Origin of the sequence: Paenibacillus sp. USHLN196 (assembly GCF_037144955.1) — a bacterium.
GTDB classification, from domain to species: Bacteria; Bacillota; Bacilli; order Paenibacillales; family Paenibacillaceae; genus Paenibacillus; species Paenibacillus xylanexedens_C.
The window spans coordinates 315,224-335,316 of sequence record NZ_JBBCYH010000008.1 but is presented as its reverse complement, the minus strand read 5'-3'; the positions used below and the strand labels follow the sequence as shown (position 1 = coordinate 335,316).

The following is a 20,093-nucleotide window of genomic DNA, read 5'->3' as shown; positions in this document are numbered from 1 at the left end:
GACCAGTCGCCCCTGTCTCACCAGTTACACCGGTTGTTCCTGTACTTCCGGTTACGCTGATTCCGGTAGCTCCCGTAACTCCAGTTGCCCCAGTCAAGCCCGTTACACCTGTCGCTCCTGTTTCTCCAGTTACACCAGTTGATCCCGTACTTCCAGTTACGCTGATTCCGGTAGCTCCTGTAACGCCAGTTGCCCCAGTCAGACCTGCAAGACCAGTCGCCCCTGTCTCACCAGTTACACCGGTTGTTCCTGTACTTCCGGTTACGCTGATTCCGGTAGCTCCCGTAACTCCAGTTGCCCCAGTCAAGCCCGTTACACCTGACGCTCCTGTTTCACCAGTGCTTCCTGTCACTCCTACTCCAGTTGCACCCGTGACACCTGTGGCTCCTGCTCCAGCAATTAACGTATAATCTGGAGATGTGCCCGGCGTCCCCGTTGGCGATGCTACATTAGCAATATACGTACTACCATTGAATGTAACGACCTGACCCGCTGGATACGTTGGAGCTACTGCGGGGTCAAATGGTACGATTCCACTCAAACCTACGCCTGTCGCTCCCGTTACACCAGATGAACCTGTACTTCCTGTCACGCCAACTCCTGTTGCCCCTGTGACTCCCGTGGTTCCCGCACCAGCAATTAATGTATAATCTGGCGATGTGCCCGGCGTCCCCGTTGGCGATGCTACATTAGCAATATACGTACTACCGTTGAATGTCACGACCTGACCTGCCGGATACGTTGGCGCTACCGCTGGATCGAAAGTTACAATTCCACTCAAACCTACGCCTGTTGCTCCTGTTACGCCAGATACACCTGTAACCCCTGTACTTCCCGTCGCTCCTACACCAGCAATTAACGTATAATCTGGCGATGTGCCCGGCGTCCCCGTTGGCGATGCTACATTGGCAATATACGTACTGCCATTGAACGTCACAACCTGACCCGCTGGATACGTTGGCGCTACCGCTGGATCGAAAGTTACAATTCCCGTCAGACCCGCACCCGTTACCCCCGTGGCTCCTGTTATGCCTGAAGCCCCTGTAACCCCAGTTTCTCCTGTTATTCCAACTCCGGTTACCCCTGTGACTCCCGTGGCTCCTGCACCAGCAAGCAATGTATAATCCGGCGATGTGCCCGGCGTTCCCGTTGGCGATGCTACATTAGCCACATAAGTACTGCCGTTAAACGTCACAACTTGACCGACTGGATACGTTGGGGATACTGCGGGGTCAAATGGTACAATTCCACTTAAACCTACGCCTGTCGCTCCCGTTACACCAGATGAACCTGTACTTCCTGTCACGCCAACTCCTGTTGCCCCTGTGACTCCCGTGGTTCCCGCACCAGCAATCAACGTGTAATCTGGCGATGTACCCGGCGTTCCCGTTGGCGATGCTATGTTCGCAATATACGTACTGCCGTTAAACGTTACGACCTGACCCGCTGGATACGTTGGAGCTACTGCGGGGTCAAATGGTACAATTCCACTCAAACCTGCGCCTGTCGCTCCTGTTACGCCAGATACACCTGTAACCCCTGTACTTCCCGTCGCTCCTACACCAGCAATTAACGTATAATCTGGAGATGTGCCCGGCGTCCCCGTTGGCGATGCTACATTGGCAATATACGTACTGCCATTGAACGTCACAACCTGACCCGCTGGATACGTTGGCGCTACCGCTGGATCGAAAGTTACAATTCCTGTCAGACCTGCACCCGTTACCCCCGTGGCTCCTGTTATGCCTGAAGCCCCTGTAACCCCAGTTTCTCCTGTTACTCCAACTCCGGTTGCCCCTGTGACCCCCGTCGCTCCTGCACCAGCAAGCAATGTATAATCCGGCGATGTGCCCGGCGTTCCCGTTGGCGATGCTACATTGGCGATATACGTACTACCATTAAATGTAACGACCTGACCCGCTGGATACGTTGGAGCTACTGCGGGGTCAAATGGTACAATTCCACTCAAACCTACGCCTGTTGCTCCTGTTACGCCAGATGCACCTGTAACACCTGTACTTCCCGTTACTCCGACGCCTGTCGTACCAGTAACACCAGTGGCTCCTGCACCGGCAAGCAGCGTAAAATCTGGTGACGTGCCTGGTGTTCCTGTCGGCGATGCTACATTCACAATATACGTACTACCATTAAACGTCACAACCTGACCAGCTGGATACGTTGGGGCTACTGCGGGGTCAAATGGTACAATTCCACTTAAACCTACGCCTGTCGCTCCTGTGACGCCAGATGCGCCTGTGATTCCTGTCACTCCTACTCCAGTTGCACCCGTGACACCTGTGGCTCCTACTCCAGCAATTAACGTATAATCTGGCGATGTGCCCGGCGTTCCTGTTGGTGATGCTACATTAGCCACATAAGTACTGCCGTTAAACGTCACAACTTGACCGACTGGATACGTTGGGGATACTGCGGGGTCAAATGGTACAATTCCACTTAAACCTACGCCTGTCGCTCCTGTTACTCCAGATACACCTGTAACACCTGTACTTCCTGTTACTCCAACTCCGGTTGCCCCTGTAACTCCCGTGGTTCCCGCACCAGCAATCAACGTGTAATCCGGCGATGTGCCTGGCGTTCCTGTTGGTGATGCTACATTTGTAATGTAGGTACTGCCTCCAAACGTGACGATCTGTCCAGCGGGATATGTTGGTGCCAATGCTGGATCGAACGGAACGATGCCACTTAAACCCACCCCTGTGGCTCCGGTCGCTCCAGTCGTTCCTGCGCCTGTCGCTCCTGCAGCAGCAATTAATGTATAATCCGAAGAAGTCCCCGGTGTTCCTATTGGACCAGCTACACTTGTAATGTAAGTGCTACCGTTATACGTAATTACTTGCCCTGCGGGATAACTCGGCGCGAGCGCTGGATCAAATGCTAAGGCTCCAGTCAAACCAATTCCGGTTGCCCCCGTTGCTCCATTCGTGCCACCAGACAATAAAAGAGTGTAACCTGGTGAGCTTCCGGGTGTGCCCATTGGGCCATTTACATTAACAACATAAAGACTTCCGTTAAAACTGACGACCTGACCTTGAGCATATGTCGACCCAAGCGCAGGGTCAAACGCCGTAATATTGTTCAAACCCACACCAGGTGCTCCTGCCGGACCTTGCGCTCCCTGTGGGCCAACTGGCCCCACTGGTCCTACCGGTCCAATTCCTCCTGCAGGTCCCGCAGGTCCTTTCACTCCAGGCACGCCTGGTACACCAGGTACTCCCGGAACCCCTGGTACCCCTGGAACTCCCGGTGGACCAGCCGGTCCGGTAATTCCTCCAGTTCCAAATGTCGTCGTTGCCCGACTTAAGGATACGGATATGGAACGTATTAATCCCACAAGGTTATCTTTAGCTGCAGGCGGAATTTCCAGAAGTAACGTTACACTTAATAAGTCATCCAGTAAGTTCTGCAAGTTACCTGCGAGATTAATGAGAGGGACAGGCACAATCTCTGAGCCTGCAATCGTCAATTCTAATACGGCTTGCAATTCTGCTTTTACACCGGCACGAAATCCGGAATTATTTACAAAAGTAAGCAACTGACGCAACCCGTTTTGTAACGCTAGTATATTGGATGAAGTTGGCTGACTGATCGCAGCAGGCACAGTCACAGCCAGAGAATCAAGAATAGAGTCGAACTGCTCCAGTTCACTTGATGTTATTGGAATAAACGGAGAACCTGCTCTGAAAGACCCGCCTTCCAGAAATGCTTTAATACTGACCCTTTTTCGATCATCGGACATGCTTAACTCAATCCTCCTCTAATCTGCTTGTTTTTCAAGCTTATGTAACATGAGAGGGGAATTTATCTTGGACACTCTTTATAGTCAAAATAAATACGATGATTCATGTTCCACGTTGAACAAGATTAAACGGTACTCTTCAACAAAAAAACACCCTCCACAAGAGGGTGTTTTCGCAATTTTTGTATGATATCAGGCTATTTCGATGAATCTACGGGAAATTGTAAAATAAACTCCGTACCTTCGCCTAATACACTATTCACATTAATGACGCCTTGGTGGGCGTCTACAATATTTTTCACAATGGCTAAACCGAGTCCAGTACCTCCACTTTCACCCCGAACACGCGCCTTGTCTGCTTTGTAGAATCGTTCGAAGATAAAAGGCAAGTCGGATGAAGGAATCCCTACACCCTGATCTTTCACAGATACTCTGACAAACGGAGCACGAAGATGCGTGACCAGCTCAGCAGAGATCATGACATCTTTGCCAGAAGGAGTATGCCTGAACGCATTGTCCAGCAAATTCGTGAATACTTGCTCCAGTCGATCCTCATCTGCCTGTTGAAGTTCAATAGTTGACTGTTTGCATTCAAACTGCAGTCGGATTCCCTGTTCTTTTGAACGCACCGAGAACTTCCGGTACATACGTTCCAACAGTTCTCCGAGGTCAACCTTCTTCATCACCATGTCCGTATGTCCAGCTTCCATTCGGGCAAGATCAAGCAAGTCTTTGACCAGTCGTCCCATCCGCAATGACTCATCATGAATGACCTGAATGAGTTCTTCATTCTCCTCGGGTGAGGTTGCCATACCGTCCAGAAGCGCTTCGCTGTAGCCTTGCATCATGGATAATGGGGTACGTATCTCATGAGATACGTTAGCCACGAAATCACGCCGCATCTTCTCCAGCCGCACTTCTTCTGTTACGTCTCTCAAGACGGCCACAGCACCTCTGACAACACTGTCAGCGTACAAAGGTGCCATCTGAACAGACCAGACACCTTGCTGTACATGAACATTGGAGTTCTGATCCCCACCTTGCTCCATCACCATTCTGAACAAAGGAAGGAGGGGCTCCGGTACATCACGTGAAGACTTGCCCGACTGCTCGGAATCTTGTCCTTCATCCATCTGTGCCCAATCCAGGTCATACCAAGCCTGCATAATCTTCTCTCCTGGCGGATTCGTCAGAATAACTTTACCTTCACCATCAAAAGTAACCACCGCATCAGTCATGCTTCGAAGCACACTCGCCAAATGCTCTTTCTCATGGTTAAGGTTTCGAATATTATCTTCAAGTTGTGCGGCCATATGATTAAACGTATTGGCAAGCTCACCAATCTCATCACTTGTTACCAGGGAGAGACGCGTTCCATAATTCCCTTTGCGAATCGCATTGGCTGCTTGAATCAACTGCTGCATAGGCTGCGTAATTTTGGTGAACAGAAACAATGCAAAGAACGTCGTTAAACTGAATCCAATGATACAGATGTAGGTGAACAGCCGCTTAATATCTCTGGATTCGGATTCTGCAAAGTTCGTATCAATGTAGGGCAGCAAAAAAAGACCCAGCGCTATAAGTACACAACCCACAAGGCAGATAATAGTGATCCATAACTTCCCGACCAGTGATCTCCAGAAACTAAAACTACTTCGGTACTTCCAGTTTATAACCCACACCCCACACCGTCGTAATCATGGCCGCCGATTCAGGCGATACCTTGTTAAGTTTCTCGCGAAGACGCTTCACGTGCGTATCCACGGTACGAAGATCGCCGAAGAATTCGTAATTCCATACATCTTTGAGCAATTCTTCTCTGGAGAAAACCTTGTCGGGAGATGTTGCCAGATAGTGCAGCAATTCATATTCTTTGGGCGTAAGACTGATTTCTTCGCCACCAGCCGTTACCCGGTGGGCATCATGCTCAATAACCAGGTGCGGGAATACAATGTTATTACTCGAATTGCTCTCCTTGGAGAGATAAGCTGTAGCGGAAGATCGACGCAAAATTGCTTTTACGCGATAAATCACTTCACGCGGGCTGAATGGTTTAACAACATAATCATCAGCGCCCACTTCGAAGCCCTGAACCCGGTTAATCTCTTCACCTTTTGCAGTGAGCATCAAAACCGGCGTTGATTTCACCTGACGAAGGCGGGTACACACTTCAACTCCATCCATACCCGGTAACATGACATCAAGCAAAATCAATCCGTAGTCCCCTGCTGTTGCTTTACGCAGCGCAGTTTCCCCATCCTCGGCCTCATCAATTTCATAACCTTCTTTTTCAAGATACATTTTCAAAAGTCTGCGGATTCTCTCTTCGTCATCCACAACCAGTATTCGATTCTCATGTTCAGCCATGTCTCTCCAGCCCCTTTGCAATAACTCCTCATCACTTCTATTATGTTCGATCTGGCGAACAATATTTGAATACCCTTCAATTAAAAGGTACGTTTGTGTTCCCGTTTCTAAACTCAACCTTTGCAATATGAGTCTACCCTAGTCCGCTCCAGCGTAAGAATGTAATCCCGCAATAACCAGATTCACCCCAACCAGCGTAAACATGACAACCAGGAAGCCAAGAACTGCAAGCCATGCAGACTTCTGACCTTGCCAACCTCTGGATAAACGCAAATGCAGATACACACTATAATATAGCCATGTAATCAATGCCCACACCTCTTTAGGGTCCCAACCCCAAAAGCGACTCCAGGCAATCTGAGCCCAGATCATGGCAAAAATTAATGCTCCCAGCGTAAATATCGGAAAACCAATGGCAATCGCGCGATAACTTATCTCATCCAGATCATCGGCATCGATTCCATCCATCATTGGCTGTAACGCTTGTCCAAGTGGTCTGCGCACAAGAAGTCGTACAACTCCATACAGGATCAGACCTACAATGAGTGACCAAACCACCGTATTCAGCTTGCGCCCGGCATTTACCCCGTTCATCCAGGAAGGCGTCTCAAGTAAAGGTTTTTTCATGCCAAGAAACGGTGTCATGCTCTCCACTTCGCTATTATATGGTGCAAAAATCGGAGGCATGCGATAAATCACTTTCTCTATTGTACTATTTTCCTGTACCTCTGTGTCAATGCTGACCGTTTTCTGTACAAAAACCGCCTCGTAACCAACTGTACGAAAGGCAAATACCGTTCCGATAAATCCGATGACTACAACGATCGTAACCAGTGTGAATTCAACCCATCCTCGTTGACGTCTTGAAGATTTGTCTTTACCACTGAAATCAACAGTACGGAGCAAGTACATGAACCCTGCGGCAAAACCCACGGCGAAGAATGCTTCACCAAGCGCGGCCAACGTCACGTGAATTTTCAGCCAGATGGACTGAAGTGCCGGGATTAATGGTTGTACCTCCTGAGGAAATACAGCGGCGTACGCCATAATAATAATGGTAAGTGGTAAGGCAAACAAACCCAGTAATGACTTGCGGTATATGGCATATACAACAATAAATGCAACCATGATCATCATGGACAGAAAAGACATGAACTCATACATGTTACTAACCGGGATATGACCTGCCCCAGCCCATCGGGTTACAAAAAATACGATATGCGCCGCCAAGGCGACAGTCGAAGCGATGAAAGCTCTTTTACCCCAGCGATTCATATGGTCCAGAGGATCACGATTACTCCATTTTTTGCCCATGACCGCGACAGCATATAACAAGAATGCAGCACAATAGAGAAAGAAAGATACGATAAATGCGTCGCTGCTGAAATCCAATAAACTCATGCTTGGTTCCCCCCGTTATCCAACGACTTCTCTTCCACTTCCAGATTCATCTGTTTCAAGACGGCCGCAACTTCACGCCTGAAGCCAAACCAGTTTTTGTTGGTATGTCCACCCAGCGTGAGCTGTTTATCATCAAAACGAATCCAGATACGGCGATGATGCCAATAAAAACCCATGATCAGACCCAACATAACAATGCCGGCTCCTACCCACACAAAAGGCATTGCCTTATCCACACGTATATTGAGATAACTTACGGACTGAATAATATCGACCTTGTCCATGCTGTCTACTTCCAGCTGTAAAGGAATATCTGTTCCAATCAGCTGTTGGTTAATTGCATCCTGTTGAAACCGTTGTTTATCAATCTGCTTCGCAAAATACAGATATTGTATCCCTTCTTGCGGCAGATCCGGACCTTTGATGAGAAAGAGAAAAGCAGGTGCATTAGGTGAAGGCGATTTTGATTTGGGCTCACCACTCTCATCCAATCCAAAGTCCATGAACTTTTCTTTAACAGTCAATTCATAAGGACCTGCTTCAAATGTTTTTTGGGTATCTACCATATCGATCTTAATTGCCCCGTATACTTCACCCGTCTTCGCATTGACCAGATCAGGCGTTACGGACCTAATAGTGGGTGTTAAATCATAGTCAAACTGATAGGCTTTCAGACCGTTATAATTCAATGGATGATTCACCCGCACATCATGTCTTGCCACTTCAGCCAATTGAGGTTTCTTTGAGAGATCCGAACAATCTGCTGTACATTCATACAAAACAACTTTCGTTTCGAACAGTTTCGGAACAGTTTTATTGAGGCTACGGAATTGCTCAGGTACTTCTTCCTCACTGTAGAATTCAACATTAAACTGTTCGTTCTGCAGATACATCGACGTATTCGGGATCTTTTTGATCTCACCTTCAGGAAAAGCGACATGCTCGTCCAGATTCAGACCAGGAAGTCCTCGTGCGAGCACCGCCAGCAGAAATATAATGAGTCCAATATGGATCACATATGGGCCCCATCGACTGAATCGCTGTTTCTCGGCGAGTAATGCATCACCCTGCGAGTGCACGCGGTATCCTTTCTTTTTCAACGGCGTAACCGCTTTCTTAATCCAGTCTTCTGGTGCCTCTTCGATGGAACCTTGGTACACCAGACGCTGTCTTGTCAAAAATTGCGTATGTTTACGTATTTTCTGTTTATTCAGTGCTTTGTAGAGCGGTAAGACGCGATCCAGACTGCATATCACCAATGATGCGCCAATCAGCACCAGCAGTAGAATAAACCACCAGGATTCGTATGTATGGGATAGACCCAACAGATAATAAATATGACCCAACTGGCCGTAGGTTTCTTTGTAATACACGGAAGGATCGATATTCAGAAACGTACTTTCTTGCGGATAGATCGTGCCAAGCATCGAGCCTACAAGCGTGAAGACAATCATATAGACGGCAATTTTGACGGATGAAAAAAAGTTCCATATGCGGTCAATGATATTGGGATTACTGCGCTGTGAACGGCGCGCCATGCCATCATAACGCATTTCCAGTACTTCATCCGATTTAGCTTCTGCCTCCAGCAACGGCTTGCCACATGCTTCACACAGCACAGTGCCGACTGGATTTTGGTGTCCGCACTCACATTTGGTATTTTGGAACACGAATAGACCTCCTGTCAGGGCTGCTTCGCCAGTTGCGAAATTTGAGCGTCAAGTGTGTCCAAATCAAGTTGCCCGATATGAATGGTAGAGATTTTGCCCGTGTCGGATACAAAAAATGTTGTTGGCATCGGAGAGATTCCGAAATCACGAACCGAGTTCTTCTCCCGGTCAAGCATAATTGGAAACGTAACCCCAACCTGCCGGACAAAATTATCCACGGTCATCTGGTCTTCCCCAACATTGATCCCGACAAATTGCACTCCTTGGTCCTTCCATTTGTCAGCTTGTGCCTGAAGTGCAGGCATTTCTTTAACACAAGGCTCACACCACGTGCCCCAGAAGTTGATCACCATTGCTTTTCCTTTGTACTCATCAGACGTATGAACTTGACCATCCAGGCCCAGCAGTTCAAAAGAAGGAGACTTGTCCCCTTCCTTTGGCTTGCCATTCGAGCCGGATACCGATGTGGTAATCGCATATCCGCCCAACACCAGGATCAATAACAAAATGACGATTTGCACCGTTCTTCTTGATTTCCCCATGTGCTGCTCCCCTTTTAAGTGACTGTAGCATTCGCATCTCATTGGTATAAGACAACTGTGAACATCCTATGAACAATTATAGCGAATTTCGTCACAAAACTGCGGCGGTTTTATGAAAATTATGTGTCCTCACATTACCTTTTTTTCATTTTTTTGGCTGGTTCTGATTGTGCGAGGGTAATCAGGTTGTTGACTTCCTCTTTGGTCAGATTGCGTGTCAAACCTCGTTTCAGGTTTTGTAGCAAAATCCCACCAAATGAAATCCGTTTCAGACGGGTTACCGGATGGTTGATTGCCTCGAACATACGTCTAACCTGACGGTTACGTCCTTCGTAGATCGTAATGGAAATGACCGACTCATTGGCCGCCGTATCCACATCTTTGTACTCCACCTCTGCAGGAGCAGTCATGCCGTCATCCAGCATAATGCCTGTCTTTAATTTCTCCAGAGCTGTACCATGCGGCACACCTTTAACCGTTGCATGATACGTTTTAGGTACGTGATGCTTCGGGTGCGTCAACAAGTGTGCAAACTCACCATCATTGGTCAGAATTAATAATCCCTCTGTGTCATAATCCAGACGACCCACAGGATATACGCGTTCTTTGACACCTTTCAGATAGTCGGATACAATTTTCCGACCTTCGGGGTCAGATGCACTTGTAATTACGCCTTTTGGCTTGTTCAACATCAAGTACACTTTTTTCTCACTGCGGATCGGTTTTCCATTAACCGTAATCATATCCTCTTCGGGGTTCGCTTTCGTACCCAGTTCGGTTACGACCTCCCCGTTAACTTCCACTTTGCCGGACAGGATCAGTTCCTCGCTCTTGCGGCGGGATGCAATGCCTGCCTGTGCGATAATTTTTTGTAATCTTTCCATGTTTGTCATGTCACCTCACACTAATGATACCCATCAAACAGGGAAATCACAAGGATAATCCAATGATTTTGTAAACTGGGGACACGAATATTCATTTTAGGGCATTTTCCTGCTCCAGATTAACGGAGAAAAAGCCTACCTGTACACAACCTGTTTCTCACAGATGGCGTAGAGATAAGCCTTTTCCTCAAATCATTTAATTGGAAACTTTACCAGCAACCGCAATCTGCTTTTTGGCAGGCGTGCTGCTGTCTTTAATGAAAGTCTGCAATGTTTTGGAAGTAATATAATAGGTGCGTCCACCGTACACAAATGTCATCATACCGATCACCCGGTTGTTCTGATCCAGAACGGGGCCACCTGAATTACCTTGTGCCATGGATTTCACAATACTGCCGATTCCCTTTTTGCCTGGAACATCCGTAGCCTGGGAGCTGAACACTCGGCTTTTGGCTATGGTGTTGTAGGTTGAAGGAAAATCCTCATCCAGGATGACAAGATCACCAGCGGGATTTTTGGGAAATCCAATCGTATAGACAACCTGATTATCCCTTGCATTCGTGAATGTGACCGGTTTGGCGTCTATTTCCTTGTCCAGCTTCAGCAGTGCCATGTCTGTCACTGGATCTGTCTTAATAATCTTCGCCTTTACAGGCTTACCCAAGGAGCCAGGACTCGCAACAGTCAGTGTACCTTCATCGCCATCAGACAATTCAGCATAACCCTGAACGACATGATAATTCGTGAGCACTTCATCCTTCGAGATCAGGATCGAGGTACCAACATCATAATATACCATATCCGGGTCATCCTGCTTGACCAACCGTACATTCACGACTGGAAAAGAATCCGCTGTGACTGCCATTTGTGCACGCAACTGTTTGTCGAAGTAACCTGTAAAATGTATCGTCTGAACGGCTTGAGCCGCCGCCATTCCCGTTGACCCTGCGAGCATTGCAATGGCAAGCACGCCTGACATTCCGAAACGGAGCATTCGTTTCCAACTCTTCTGCATGTCTCACTCTCCTCCGCTATCATTCTAGCATATCTAATATATCGGAAGGAGAGGAGATATCTTTTAACCGAAAACGAGTAAACAAATGGCTAGCGCAGCGATAAAACCAACGACATCGGAAAACAACCCCACTTTGAGTGCATATCGACCGTTACGAATACCCACAGCTCCAAAATAGACAGTCAACACGTATAACGTGGTATCCGTACTCCCCTGAATCGTTGATGCCATGCGTCCGATCATAGAATCAGGGCCATGGGTTTTGATCAGATCCGTCGTAAATGCAAGAGAGCCTGTCCCGGTCAACGGACGCAGAATCCCGAGTGGTAACACTTCTCCCGGCACACCCATCCATGACACAAGCGGTGCGAACAGGCTAATTACAAAATCCAATGCACCCGAGGCACGAAATACGCTGATTGCGACCATCATGCCCACGAGATGCGGAATAATGCTAATTGCAGTCGAGAATCCATCTTTGGCCCCATCAACAAAGGATTCGTATACCGGGACCTTTTTGGTAAACGCATATAATGGAACAAACGCGATAATAACCGGGATGGCCCAGACAGAGATCCAGTTGATGAAGGTTAACAAGGGTGCTCATCCTTTCATGCCGGGATTGCCACTTTTCTGTATACGCGGCGGTTTGTGTAATGCCCTGTTTCGATACCAGCGATCGGCGATTATAGCAGCAAGTGTAGCGATAATGGTAGCCATCAGTGTTGTGCCCACAATCTCTGTAGCATTTGCAGAATGATAGTTTAACCGGATGGCGATGAGAGTTGTAGGTATAATGGTAATGCTTGCCGTATTGAGAGCCAGTAAGGTGCACATGGCAGGAGAAGCTGTTTGTTTATCCGGATTAAGCTCCTGCAGCTGTTGCATGGCTTTGATTCCCATCGGCGTAGCCGCATTTCCAAGCCCCAGCAGATTGGCACTCATATTGGAGAGAATATAACCCATTGCCGGATGATTTTTGGGCACATCAGGGAACAGGAAACCAACAACCGGACCGAGCAGCTTGGCGATCCTCGCCAGAAGACCGGCATCTTCAGCCATTTTCATCATCCCCATCCAGAACACAAGCACACTAATCAGTCCAAAACAGACCGTGACTCCCGTTGCCGCTCCATCGAAAGCAGCTTGTGTGACCACTTCGATATTGCCGTTGACGGCTGCAAAAGCAAATCCGATTAAGATCATGAGCAGCCAAATTAGATTGATCATGGGTTATACCCTCCCCTCAATGTCAATTTAGCTAAGGTGATAACAGGTGACTTAATACAGCACGCCATGCTGCTGCCCAGGAAGAGAAATCGCCAATTCCGCCCAGCGTAGCATCTTCTGTCTTCGGTTCAGGAGGAATGTAACTACCTTTGCGGTACACCGGAATGGAGCCAACAAGTTTGCCATCAAGCTGCATATCAATCCGACCTGCCAATCCGAACGAAGGATCTGTTGATTGTTCATTGCCTTCCGTTTCAGACTGTCCTCGATTTTCGTGTAGGATCAACTTCTTGGTCAATGAGCCTTGTTCACTCTTAGCCAGTGGGTACCAAAATCCGCGGCCTGTAACGACATCTGTATTTTGAACAGGCTGTTCTTGCTTCGCGACCTCTACCAACGGGAAGTACTCAAACCCGAAATCAAGCATCCGAGCATGATCGTTCCAATCGTTTCCATCGTTCAACGTTACCGCGGCGAGCTGCTGACCATTACGTGTAGCGGAGCTGACCAAACATCTGAAAGCTTTCTTCGTGTAGCCGGTTTTCACTCCATCCGCACCTTCATACATCCGCAGCATTTTATTTTTGTTGTGCCAGGAGTATTCCCAGCTTTCATTGGGATTCGGCGCGGATTTGTCCTCCGTGGCTACGATACGTTTGAACACCGGGTTGTGTAGCGCATATGCCGTTAATCGGGCCAAATCATTAGCTGTAGAATAGTGACCTTCTGCATCCAGTCCATGAGGGTTCATAAAGTGGGAATGCGTCAGACCGATTTGCTCCGCCTTTTTGTTCATTAACAGGACAAAGCCTTCTTCCGAACCTCCCACATGTTCTGCGATCGCAGAGGCAGCGTCATTGCCTGAACGGAGCATTAGCCCGTACAACATGTTTTCAAGCGTCATCTCCTCACCTAACTTGAGATAGAGAGATGATCCTTCTTTGGCAAAAGCGGTGGGCGTCACTTTAACTTTTTCATCCAGCTTGCTGTGTTCAATCGCAACGATTGCCGTCATGATTTTGGTCAAACTGGCAATTCGCAGTTCCTTATCCCCATCTTTGCTGTATAAGATCCGGCCTGATGTGACATCAATGAGAGCAGCGCTTTGCGCATGTGTAGACGGACCTTGAATCGTCGCCTGGGCTTGAGTAACCCCAAATGAAGACAGCAAGAAGACAGGGATAAGCATGCATGCAATGACTTTCGTTATTTTTCGCATCAATTCATTCCTCCGGGTCACTTGGAATCTTGTACTATCTTATGTTCGGACAACTTGGAGTATGTCCCATAGGGGAAAACAACAAAAAATCCCTCTCGCATTGAGTGCGGAAGGGATCTTTGCGTATAGATCTTAGCTATAAGTTGATGGGTCTGGTGTAACGGGTACATCTGTTGTATTCGTTTGTGTTGTATTACGTTGGAACATGCCCTGGATTCGGTCAAGAACATAAGGCGTAGAGTCAATGAGCTTCTCAAACAAATGCGTGGAGTTATCGAGTGGTACAATGTGTACCCCTTGTTTGCCAACGACAAGAAATGCAATTGGGCGGATGGATACGCCACCACCACTACCTCCACCAAAAGGTGAAGATACAGAAGCATGCTCTGTTTTCGCTCCAGTCGTCGAACCCGTCTCCTTGTTCTTTTCATCATTTACACGAAAATCGCTACCACCTGCTGCAAATCCAAAACCCACTTTACTGATCGGCAGAATGACTGTACCATCAGGTGTTTCAACTGCATCGCCAACGATAGTATTGACATCCACCATGGCCTTGATATTTTCCATTGCAGTTTCCATTAAGCCTTGAATTGGATGATCTGACATCTGAATTCCCTCCAGTTTCAATGTAAGCTAGGTTTGATCTAACCATATGATCCCCAAACACCAGGGGACTTATGTAACAAATGCATTTTATCCATACCTGCGATTTCTCAGACTCATCTGGTAAAATGTGTATCGAGTGTCCTAGCATCACATGTATCCATCAGAAACCGCCATTCCAAATTGCGTAAACACGCACGAATAACACATCGCTGTCTTCAAAAGTTATGGCTTTGCCCCTTCGAGCTTTTGTTTCTCCTTGTGTTTACGACGCTGCTCCCGCAGAAGCTTGAACCACATCCGCCATCCGCCCTCGACTTGTAACACACGAGTTAATAACGTTATTCCCGCAAACAAAATGGCTGTAATCCGAATCTTCAATCGGAATTCAAGTTCCGTCCGAAACTCCATCTCATCTGACCATACCGGCATAACTTCAAGCATTGGCGTCTTTTCAAACTTAACCTGATAGGTCAGAAAACCAATGATAATCGACTTGATACCCCATACCCAGCCCGTAAGGACGGCCGTATACGCAGCATCACTTACCCCGATGTGAGTAGACCAGGATAATTGGGTCATATGTACACGAGTAAGGGTCTGCTTCAGCCAGAGCTTCAACGCATCGGTAGCCCTCAGCATGATTTTGACATCTTTAACCCACTTTTTAACTTTACGTTTGTTAACTCGCTCGCTTCCCTCGGTCCTCCCTCTGGAATGATTCATGGATTGTTCGGTCTTGACCAGAAAACCTTCCTTCATATTGCGAAAAACAATACTCGGGATCTCATAATTCATTCGAACAATCCCATAGAGAAAACGAACATTAATATTGGCGTAGTCATCACTTTTATGTTTGTTAAAAATAAAGTGAACATGAACATTCGAGATGAGGACTGCGGTAATCAGCAATGCGATCAACAACCCGATTCCTCCAAGCCAAATCCACACAGGCCTTACCTCCAAGCCCTCAATTCTTTTCTCGTCTAGTATGGCACTCTGGATAGGAAAAAATTCACGTTGGACCTAAAAATCCCATTTCGTATTTGTTTGGAACGGTCCGTTATACCTTTTATATACATGAATTGGACTACACTGGCACTCCGATGACAGAATAACCTTCCGATCGCTGTTATCTCCAGATTTTTTTGATTCCCTTCTCTAAAGGGTAAATCCGGGGATAAAGGCGAACACTCCGTTTCTTCAGCTTATTTCTGTCCTCTCCGTTTTGTGTAAATATTAAGTTCAATTCATCTAAAAATAATGCACAAAAAAACCGACTCCACTAACGGTGTCGGTTAATATGAACTTGCAAATTAAAGTGAAGAATCCGGATTATCATCTTCATTGTCGACATGAATTAGATCATCCGCCGAATCAGCACTGTCCGGTTCCAGTTGTTCCAAATCCAGTTTGTTGAATAACAATTGTGTCTCTTCCTCCAGGTTTTCCGAATCTTCGAACAAACCTGGTTCTGGCAGATCTTTAAGGGAAGCCAGTCCGAAGTAATCCAAAAATGACTTGGTCGTTCCATAGAGAATCGGTCGTCCAATCGCCTCGGCTCGTCCCACTTCTATAATCAGATCCTTATTCACAAGTGTATGAATAGCACGCTCCGATTTTACACCACGGATTTCCTCAATCTCAACCCGTGTAATCGGCTGCCGATATGCCACGATGGCCAGCGTCTCCAGAGCCGCCTGCGATAAGGAGGTACGAGCTGGAGAGTATGCAAGTTTCTCGAAATACACTGCATGCTCAGGCAAGGTGCCCAGCTGGACTACGCCAGCGATTTTGAGAATCTGTACACCTCGTCCCTGCTGTGTAAATTCACTGATCATCTCCTCAATCGCGTCCGTTACCAGCTCAACTCGCTGATCGACGATCTCGGCAATTTGTTTGATACTCAGACCTTCTTCTCCGGACAAAAACAGCAGGCCTTCAATAATCGATTTCAATTTCGGAAAATCCATGATTCTTTGTTTCCCCTCTCCACTCCATAACGATATCCTCAAACATCCTTTCCTGATAACAGACAATCTGCTTCATCTTCATCAGTTCCAGCACCGCCAGAAAAGTCACGACAATCTCATGGCGATAGATATGCTCATCCATTAACTTGGAGAATAAAAGTCTGCCTCCCGGCCCCATACTTTCCAAAGCGCCGATGACATCCCGTATCCGGTCCTTAACCGAAATTTCATCCCGTTTGATCCGGGTTACAGTTGTACGCTTCTCAGCCTTGCGTAGCGCCTTCTGAAATGCAGCAATCAGATCAGAGGTATGCAAACCCTCTACCGGGTTCGAAGGGGCTTCTACAGGCATATACGGGCGCAGATCCTCGGGCTCTTTGGAAAAAATAAGGCTCCGTTCCCACTCGCGTTCATGAAGATGACGCGCAATGCCCTTGTACTTGCGATATTCTATCAGACGTGCAATCAGCTCTGCACGTGGATCATAATCTTCTTCTTCCATATAATCATAATCCTCGAAATCCTCAATTACCGGTGGTTTGGGCAATAAAAGTTTGCTCTTGATCGACAGCAGTGTTGCTGCCATGACCAGAAATTCACTCGTAATATCCAGTTCCAGTTCCTGCATCGAATGCAGATACGCCATGTATTGATCGGTAATATCGCTGATGGGAATATCCTGGATATGAATTTCAGCCTTATCAATCAGATGAAGCAGCAGATCCAAAGGCCCTTCAAAAGTCTCCAGTTTGTATGTAACTACCGTCACTAGACGAATCCTCCCGCCAGAAAAATACAAAACCCTGCTAAGCCGTCCGAATCCGGTCTCCCGTTTTCGTCTGCGCAAAGCAGGGCACTACTATTAAATAAGCACTATTTTAGCTGTTTCGTCAAGTTTGCCATCTCAATTGCCGCCGTAGCTGCATCCCAACCTTTGTTACCAGCCTTGGTTCCGGCACGTTCAATCGCTTGTTCAATATTTTCTGTTGTAACCAGACCGAAGATTGTAGGCACGCCTGTTTTCAGGTTAATTGCCGCTACCCCTTTAGCCATCTCGTTACATACATAATCGTAATGTGTCGTTGATCCACGAATGACAGTTCCCAGCGTAATCACCGCATCATACTTGCCACTCTCCGCCATTTTCTGCGCTATTAAAGGGATTTCGAACGCACCTGGGACCCAGGCTACATCCACTTCCTCATCCTTCACGCCGTGACGTTTGAATGCATCGAGCGCTGCGCTAAGCAATTTGCTCGTGATGAATTCGTTGAAACGTCCAACAACAACTCCATATCTTAATCCTTCTGATACTAAATGTCCTTCAAAAAATTGTGGCATTCAAGTCATCTCCCTAACGGTATAATATAATGTAAGCACCGGATGTCTCTTAGTAACGACTTCCATAAATTACATATCAAAAGTTATTCATTTAAAATACATTTACTCTTCGTTCTGCTCGATATCATCGAACTTGAGCATATGACCCAATTTGGCTTGTTTCGTATGAAGATAGACGGTATTGTCCTCGTTCTCTTGCATCTGAATCGCAACCCGCTCCACCACTTCAAGTCCATATCCTTCCAGACCTTTGATCTTGCGAGGATTGTTGGTCAGCAGTCTGATCTGACGAACCCCAAGGTCTTTCAGAATTTGAGCGCCAATCCCGTAATCACGCAAGTCGGCAGCAAAGCCCAGCTTCAGGTTTGCATCCACGGTGTCCAGACCTTCTTCTTGGAGCTTGTAAGCTTTGAGTTTGTTGATCAGGCCAATTCCTCGACCTTCCTGTCTCATATAGAGCAGTACGCCATTGCCTTCCTCATGAATCTGTTTGAGTGCCGCATCAAACTGGGGACCACAATCACAACGATGAGAATGGAATACATCGCCTGTCAAACATTCAGAGTGCACACGCACCAGGACAGGTTTCGAACCATCAATCTCACCTTTGACCAGAGCCACATGCTCCTTGTTGTCTACAGCGTTCGTATAAGCCACCGCTTGAAACTCGCCAAAATCTGTTGGCATACGCACAGCCACTTCACGTTGAACCAGCTGCTCTTTTTCGTTACGGTAACGAATCATGTCTTGAATACTGATCAGCTTCAGTTCATGCTTGCGGGCAATCTCCTGCAGATCCGGAAGTCTGGCCATCGTACCATCTTCCTTGATTACTTCACAGATTACGCCCGCAGGGTAGGAACCGCACATGATAGCGAGATCTACAGCCGCTTCCGTATGTCCGGCACGGCGCAGTACACCACCATCTTTTGCAATCAATGGGAACATGTGACCAGGCTTGCGGAAGTCCCCAGCTTTCGCTTCAGGATCAATCAGACCCTTCACGGTGATGGAACGTTCATGTGCCGAGATACCCGTTGTAGTATCTTTGTGGTCCACAGAGACGGTGAAGGCCGTTCCATGGAAATCTGTATTTTGTTGAACCATGGGTTTCAGGTTGAGTTCGTCCGCACGTTGTTGTGTAATGGGAACACAGACCAGACCTCTGCCTTCAGTGATCATGAAATTAATCACTTCAGGTGTTGCCTTTTCGGCCAAAGCGATAAAATCGCCTTCGTTCTCCCGATCTTCATCATCCACAACAATGACGGGTTTGCCACGCATGAGATCGTATATGGCTTCTTCTACCGTGTCCAGAATGGATTGTTCTGACATTGGTCCACCTCCAGTATATTTCTGTTCTCTATGTTCTTGTATAGATATTATGCAAATCCGTGATTGGCGAGAAAATCTTCACTGATACTGCGCGGCTTGCCAGCACCTGTCTCCTGATGTCCTCTTCCATACTGAAGCAGATGATCCACATATTTGCCTAAAATATCGCATTCGATATTAATGGTATCCCCTGTCTTTTTCACATTTAGTACAGTCTCACCAATGGTGTGCGGGATAATGGAAACGGTGAATGCACTCTGTGACGTATGAACAACAGTCAAGCTAATACCGTCCAATGTAACGGACCCCTTAGGAATCAGGTATTTGAACAACTGGTGATCATCAGGTTTGATTTCAAACACAATCGCATTCTGATCACGTGTTATACTGCCAATCACTCCAGTACCATCCACATGGCCTTGAACGATATGTCCGCCAAAACGGCCACCTGATTGCATGGCTCGCTCCAGATTAACTTTACTGCCAGATTGCAACTGACTGAGATTGGTATGCCGAAACGTTTCAGGCATTACATCAGCGGTAAAACCTCCACCTTCCAGCGTTGTCGCAGTTAAGCACACTCCGTTCACTGCTACACTATCGCCAATCTTCAGATCGTCCATGATGGCGGAAGCTCCGATATTCAGGACCATCGCTTCGCCTTTCCGACCAATACGCCGAATCTGACCGACTTCTTCCACCAAACCGGTAAACATGCTGCCGCCTCCCTCGATCATTTCTAAGGACCCTAAC

The 20,093-nt window shown here is 47.3% G+C and carries 18 protein-coding genes; all 18 read right to left on the bottom strand.

The features are described 5' to 3' along the window. The coding region (locus tag WFI24_RS20860) for a collagen-like repeat preface domain-containing protein (protein WP_336763849.1) at window positions 1–3,757 on the bottom strand (3,757 nt) is incomplete at its 3' end. A gap of 197 nt (window positions 3,758–3,954) precedes the next feature. After that, window positions 3,955–5,352, bottom strand: a complete 1,398-nt coding sequence (locus tag WFI24_RS20855; RefSeq protein WP_336763881.1) for an ATP-binding protein — start codon at window positions 5,350–5,352, stop codon at window positions 3,955–3,957. Between the two features lie 55 nt (window positions 5,353–5,407). Continuing rightward, a complete protein-coding gene (locus WFI24_RS20850) occupies window positions 5,408–6,124 on the bottom strand; it encodes a response regulator transcription factor (RefSeq protein WP_017687664.1) in 717 nt (238 codons plus the stop codon). A 138-nt stretch (window positions 6,125–6,262) separates the two neighbouring features. Next, the gene (gene ccsA / locus WFI24_RS20845) at window positions 6,263–7,525 is read right to left on the bottom strand and encodes a cytochrome c biogenesis protein CcsA (protein ID WP_336763845.1); all 1,263 of its coding nucleotides are present in this window, start codon (window positions 7,523–7,525) and stop codon (window positions 6,263–6,265) included. Then, entirely contained in the window at window positions 7,522–9,195 is a 1,674-nt protein-coding gene (resB, locus tag WFI24_RS20840; protein WP_336763843.1) for a cytochrome c biogenesis protein ResB, read from the bottom strand. Before resB ends, ccsA begins: the two co-directional genes overlap by 4 nt. Before the next feature lie 14 nt (window positions 9,196–9,209). After that, complete coding sequence (locus WFI24_RS20835) at window positions 9,210–9,737, bottom strand: redoxin family protein (RefSeq protein ID WP_017687661.1); 528 nt, start codon at window positions 9,735–9,737, stop codon at window positions 9,210–9,212. Window positions 9,738–9,871: 134 nt separating this feature from the next. Further along, the gene (locus WFI24_RS20830; protein ID WP_062835222.1) at window positions 9,872–10,621 is read right to left on the bottom strand and encodes a pseudouridine synthase; all 750 of its coding nucleotides are present in this window, start codon (window positions 10,619–10,621) and stop codon (window positions 9,872–9,874) included. Window positions 10,622–10,817: 196 nt separating this feature from the next. Further along, a complete protein-coding gene (locus WFI24_RS20825) occupies window positions 10,818–11,636 on the bottom strand; it encodes a S1 family peptidase (RefSeq protein ID WP_336763839.1) in 819 nt (272 codons plus the stop codon). Window positions 11,637–11,699: 63 nt separating this feature from the next. Then, a complete protein-coding gene (locus tag WFI24_RS20820) occupies window positions 11,700–12,233 on the bottom strand; it encodes a spore maturation protein (RefSeq protein ID WP_017687658.1) in 534 nt (177 codons plus the stop codon). 6 nt (window positions 12,234–12,239) lie between these two features. Next, a complete protein-coding gene (locus tag WFI24_RS20815) occupies window positions 12,240–12,866 on the bottom strand; it encodes a nucleoside recognition domain-containing protein (RefSeq protein ID WP_036672256.1) in 627 nt (208 codons plus the stop codon). A 31-nt stretch (window positions 12,867–12,897) separates the two neighbouring features. After that, on the bottom strand, window positions 12,898–14,085 hold the full coding sequence (locus tag WFI24_RS20810; RefSeq protein ID WP_336763836.1) for a D-alanyl-D-alanine carboxypeptidase family protein: 1,188 nt from the start codon (window positions 14,083–14,085) through the stop codon (window positions 12,898–12,900). A 132-nt stretch (window positions 14,086–14,217) separates the two neighbouring features. Further along, a complete protein-coding gene (gene ytfJ, locus WFI24_RS20805) occupies window positions 14,218–14,694 on the bottom strand; it encodes a GerW family sporulation protein (RefSeq protein ID WP_336763834.1) in 477 nt (158 codons plus the stop codon). A gap of 222 nt (window positions 14,695–14,916) precedes the next feature. Then, entirely contained in the window at window positions 14,917–15,642 is a 726-nt protein-coding gene (locus tag WFI24_RS20800; protein ID WP_336763832.1) for a DUF2953 domain-containing protein, read from the bottom strand. A gap of 365 nt (window positions 15,643–16,007) precedes the next feature. Beyond that, complete coding sequence (gene scpB, locus WFI24_RS20795) at window positions 16,008–16,664, bottom strand: SMC-Scp complex subunit ScpB (RefSeq protein ID WP_336763830.1); 657 nt, start codon at window positions 16,662–16,664, stop codon at window positions 16,008–16,010. Further along, window positions 16,633–17,433 carry a segregation and condensation protein A gene (locus WFI24_RS20790; RefSeq protein WP_017687652.1) on the bottom strand — a complete coding sequence of 267 codons (801 nt, stop codon included), beginning with the start codon at window positions 17,431–17,433 and terminating at the stop codon, window positions 16,633–16,635. Before WFI24_RS20790 ends, scpB begins: the two co-directional genes overlap by 32 nt. A gap of 104 nt (window positions 17,434–17,537) precedes the next feature. Beyond that, the gene (gene ribH, locus WFI24_RS20785) at window positions 17,538–18,005 is read right to left on the bottom strand and encodes a 6,7-dimethyl-8-ribityllumazine synthase (RefSeq protein ID WP_145322559.1); all 468 of its coding nucleotides are present in this window, start codon (window positions 18,003–18,005) and stop codon (window positions 17,538–17,540) included. Window positions 18,006–18,107: 102 nt separating this feature from the next. Further along, window positions 18,108–19,340 (bottom strand): bifunctional 3,4-dihydroxy-2-butanone-4-phosphate synthase/GTP cyclohydrolase II, encoded by a 1,233-nt coding sequence (locus tag WFI24_RS20780; RefSeq protein WP_336763827.1) that lies wholly within the window; start codon window positions 19,338–19,340, stop codon window positions 18,108–18,110. A gap of 47 nt (window positions 19,341–19,387) precedes the next feature. Continuing rightward, window positions 19,388–20,056, bottom strand: a complete 669-nt coding sequence (gene ribE / locus WFI24_RS20775; RefSeq protein ID WP_336763824.1) for a riboflavin synthase — start codon at window positions 20,054–20,056, stop codon at window positions 19,388–19,390. Window positions 20,057–20,093: the final 37 nt, after the last annotated feature.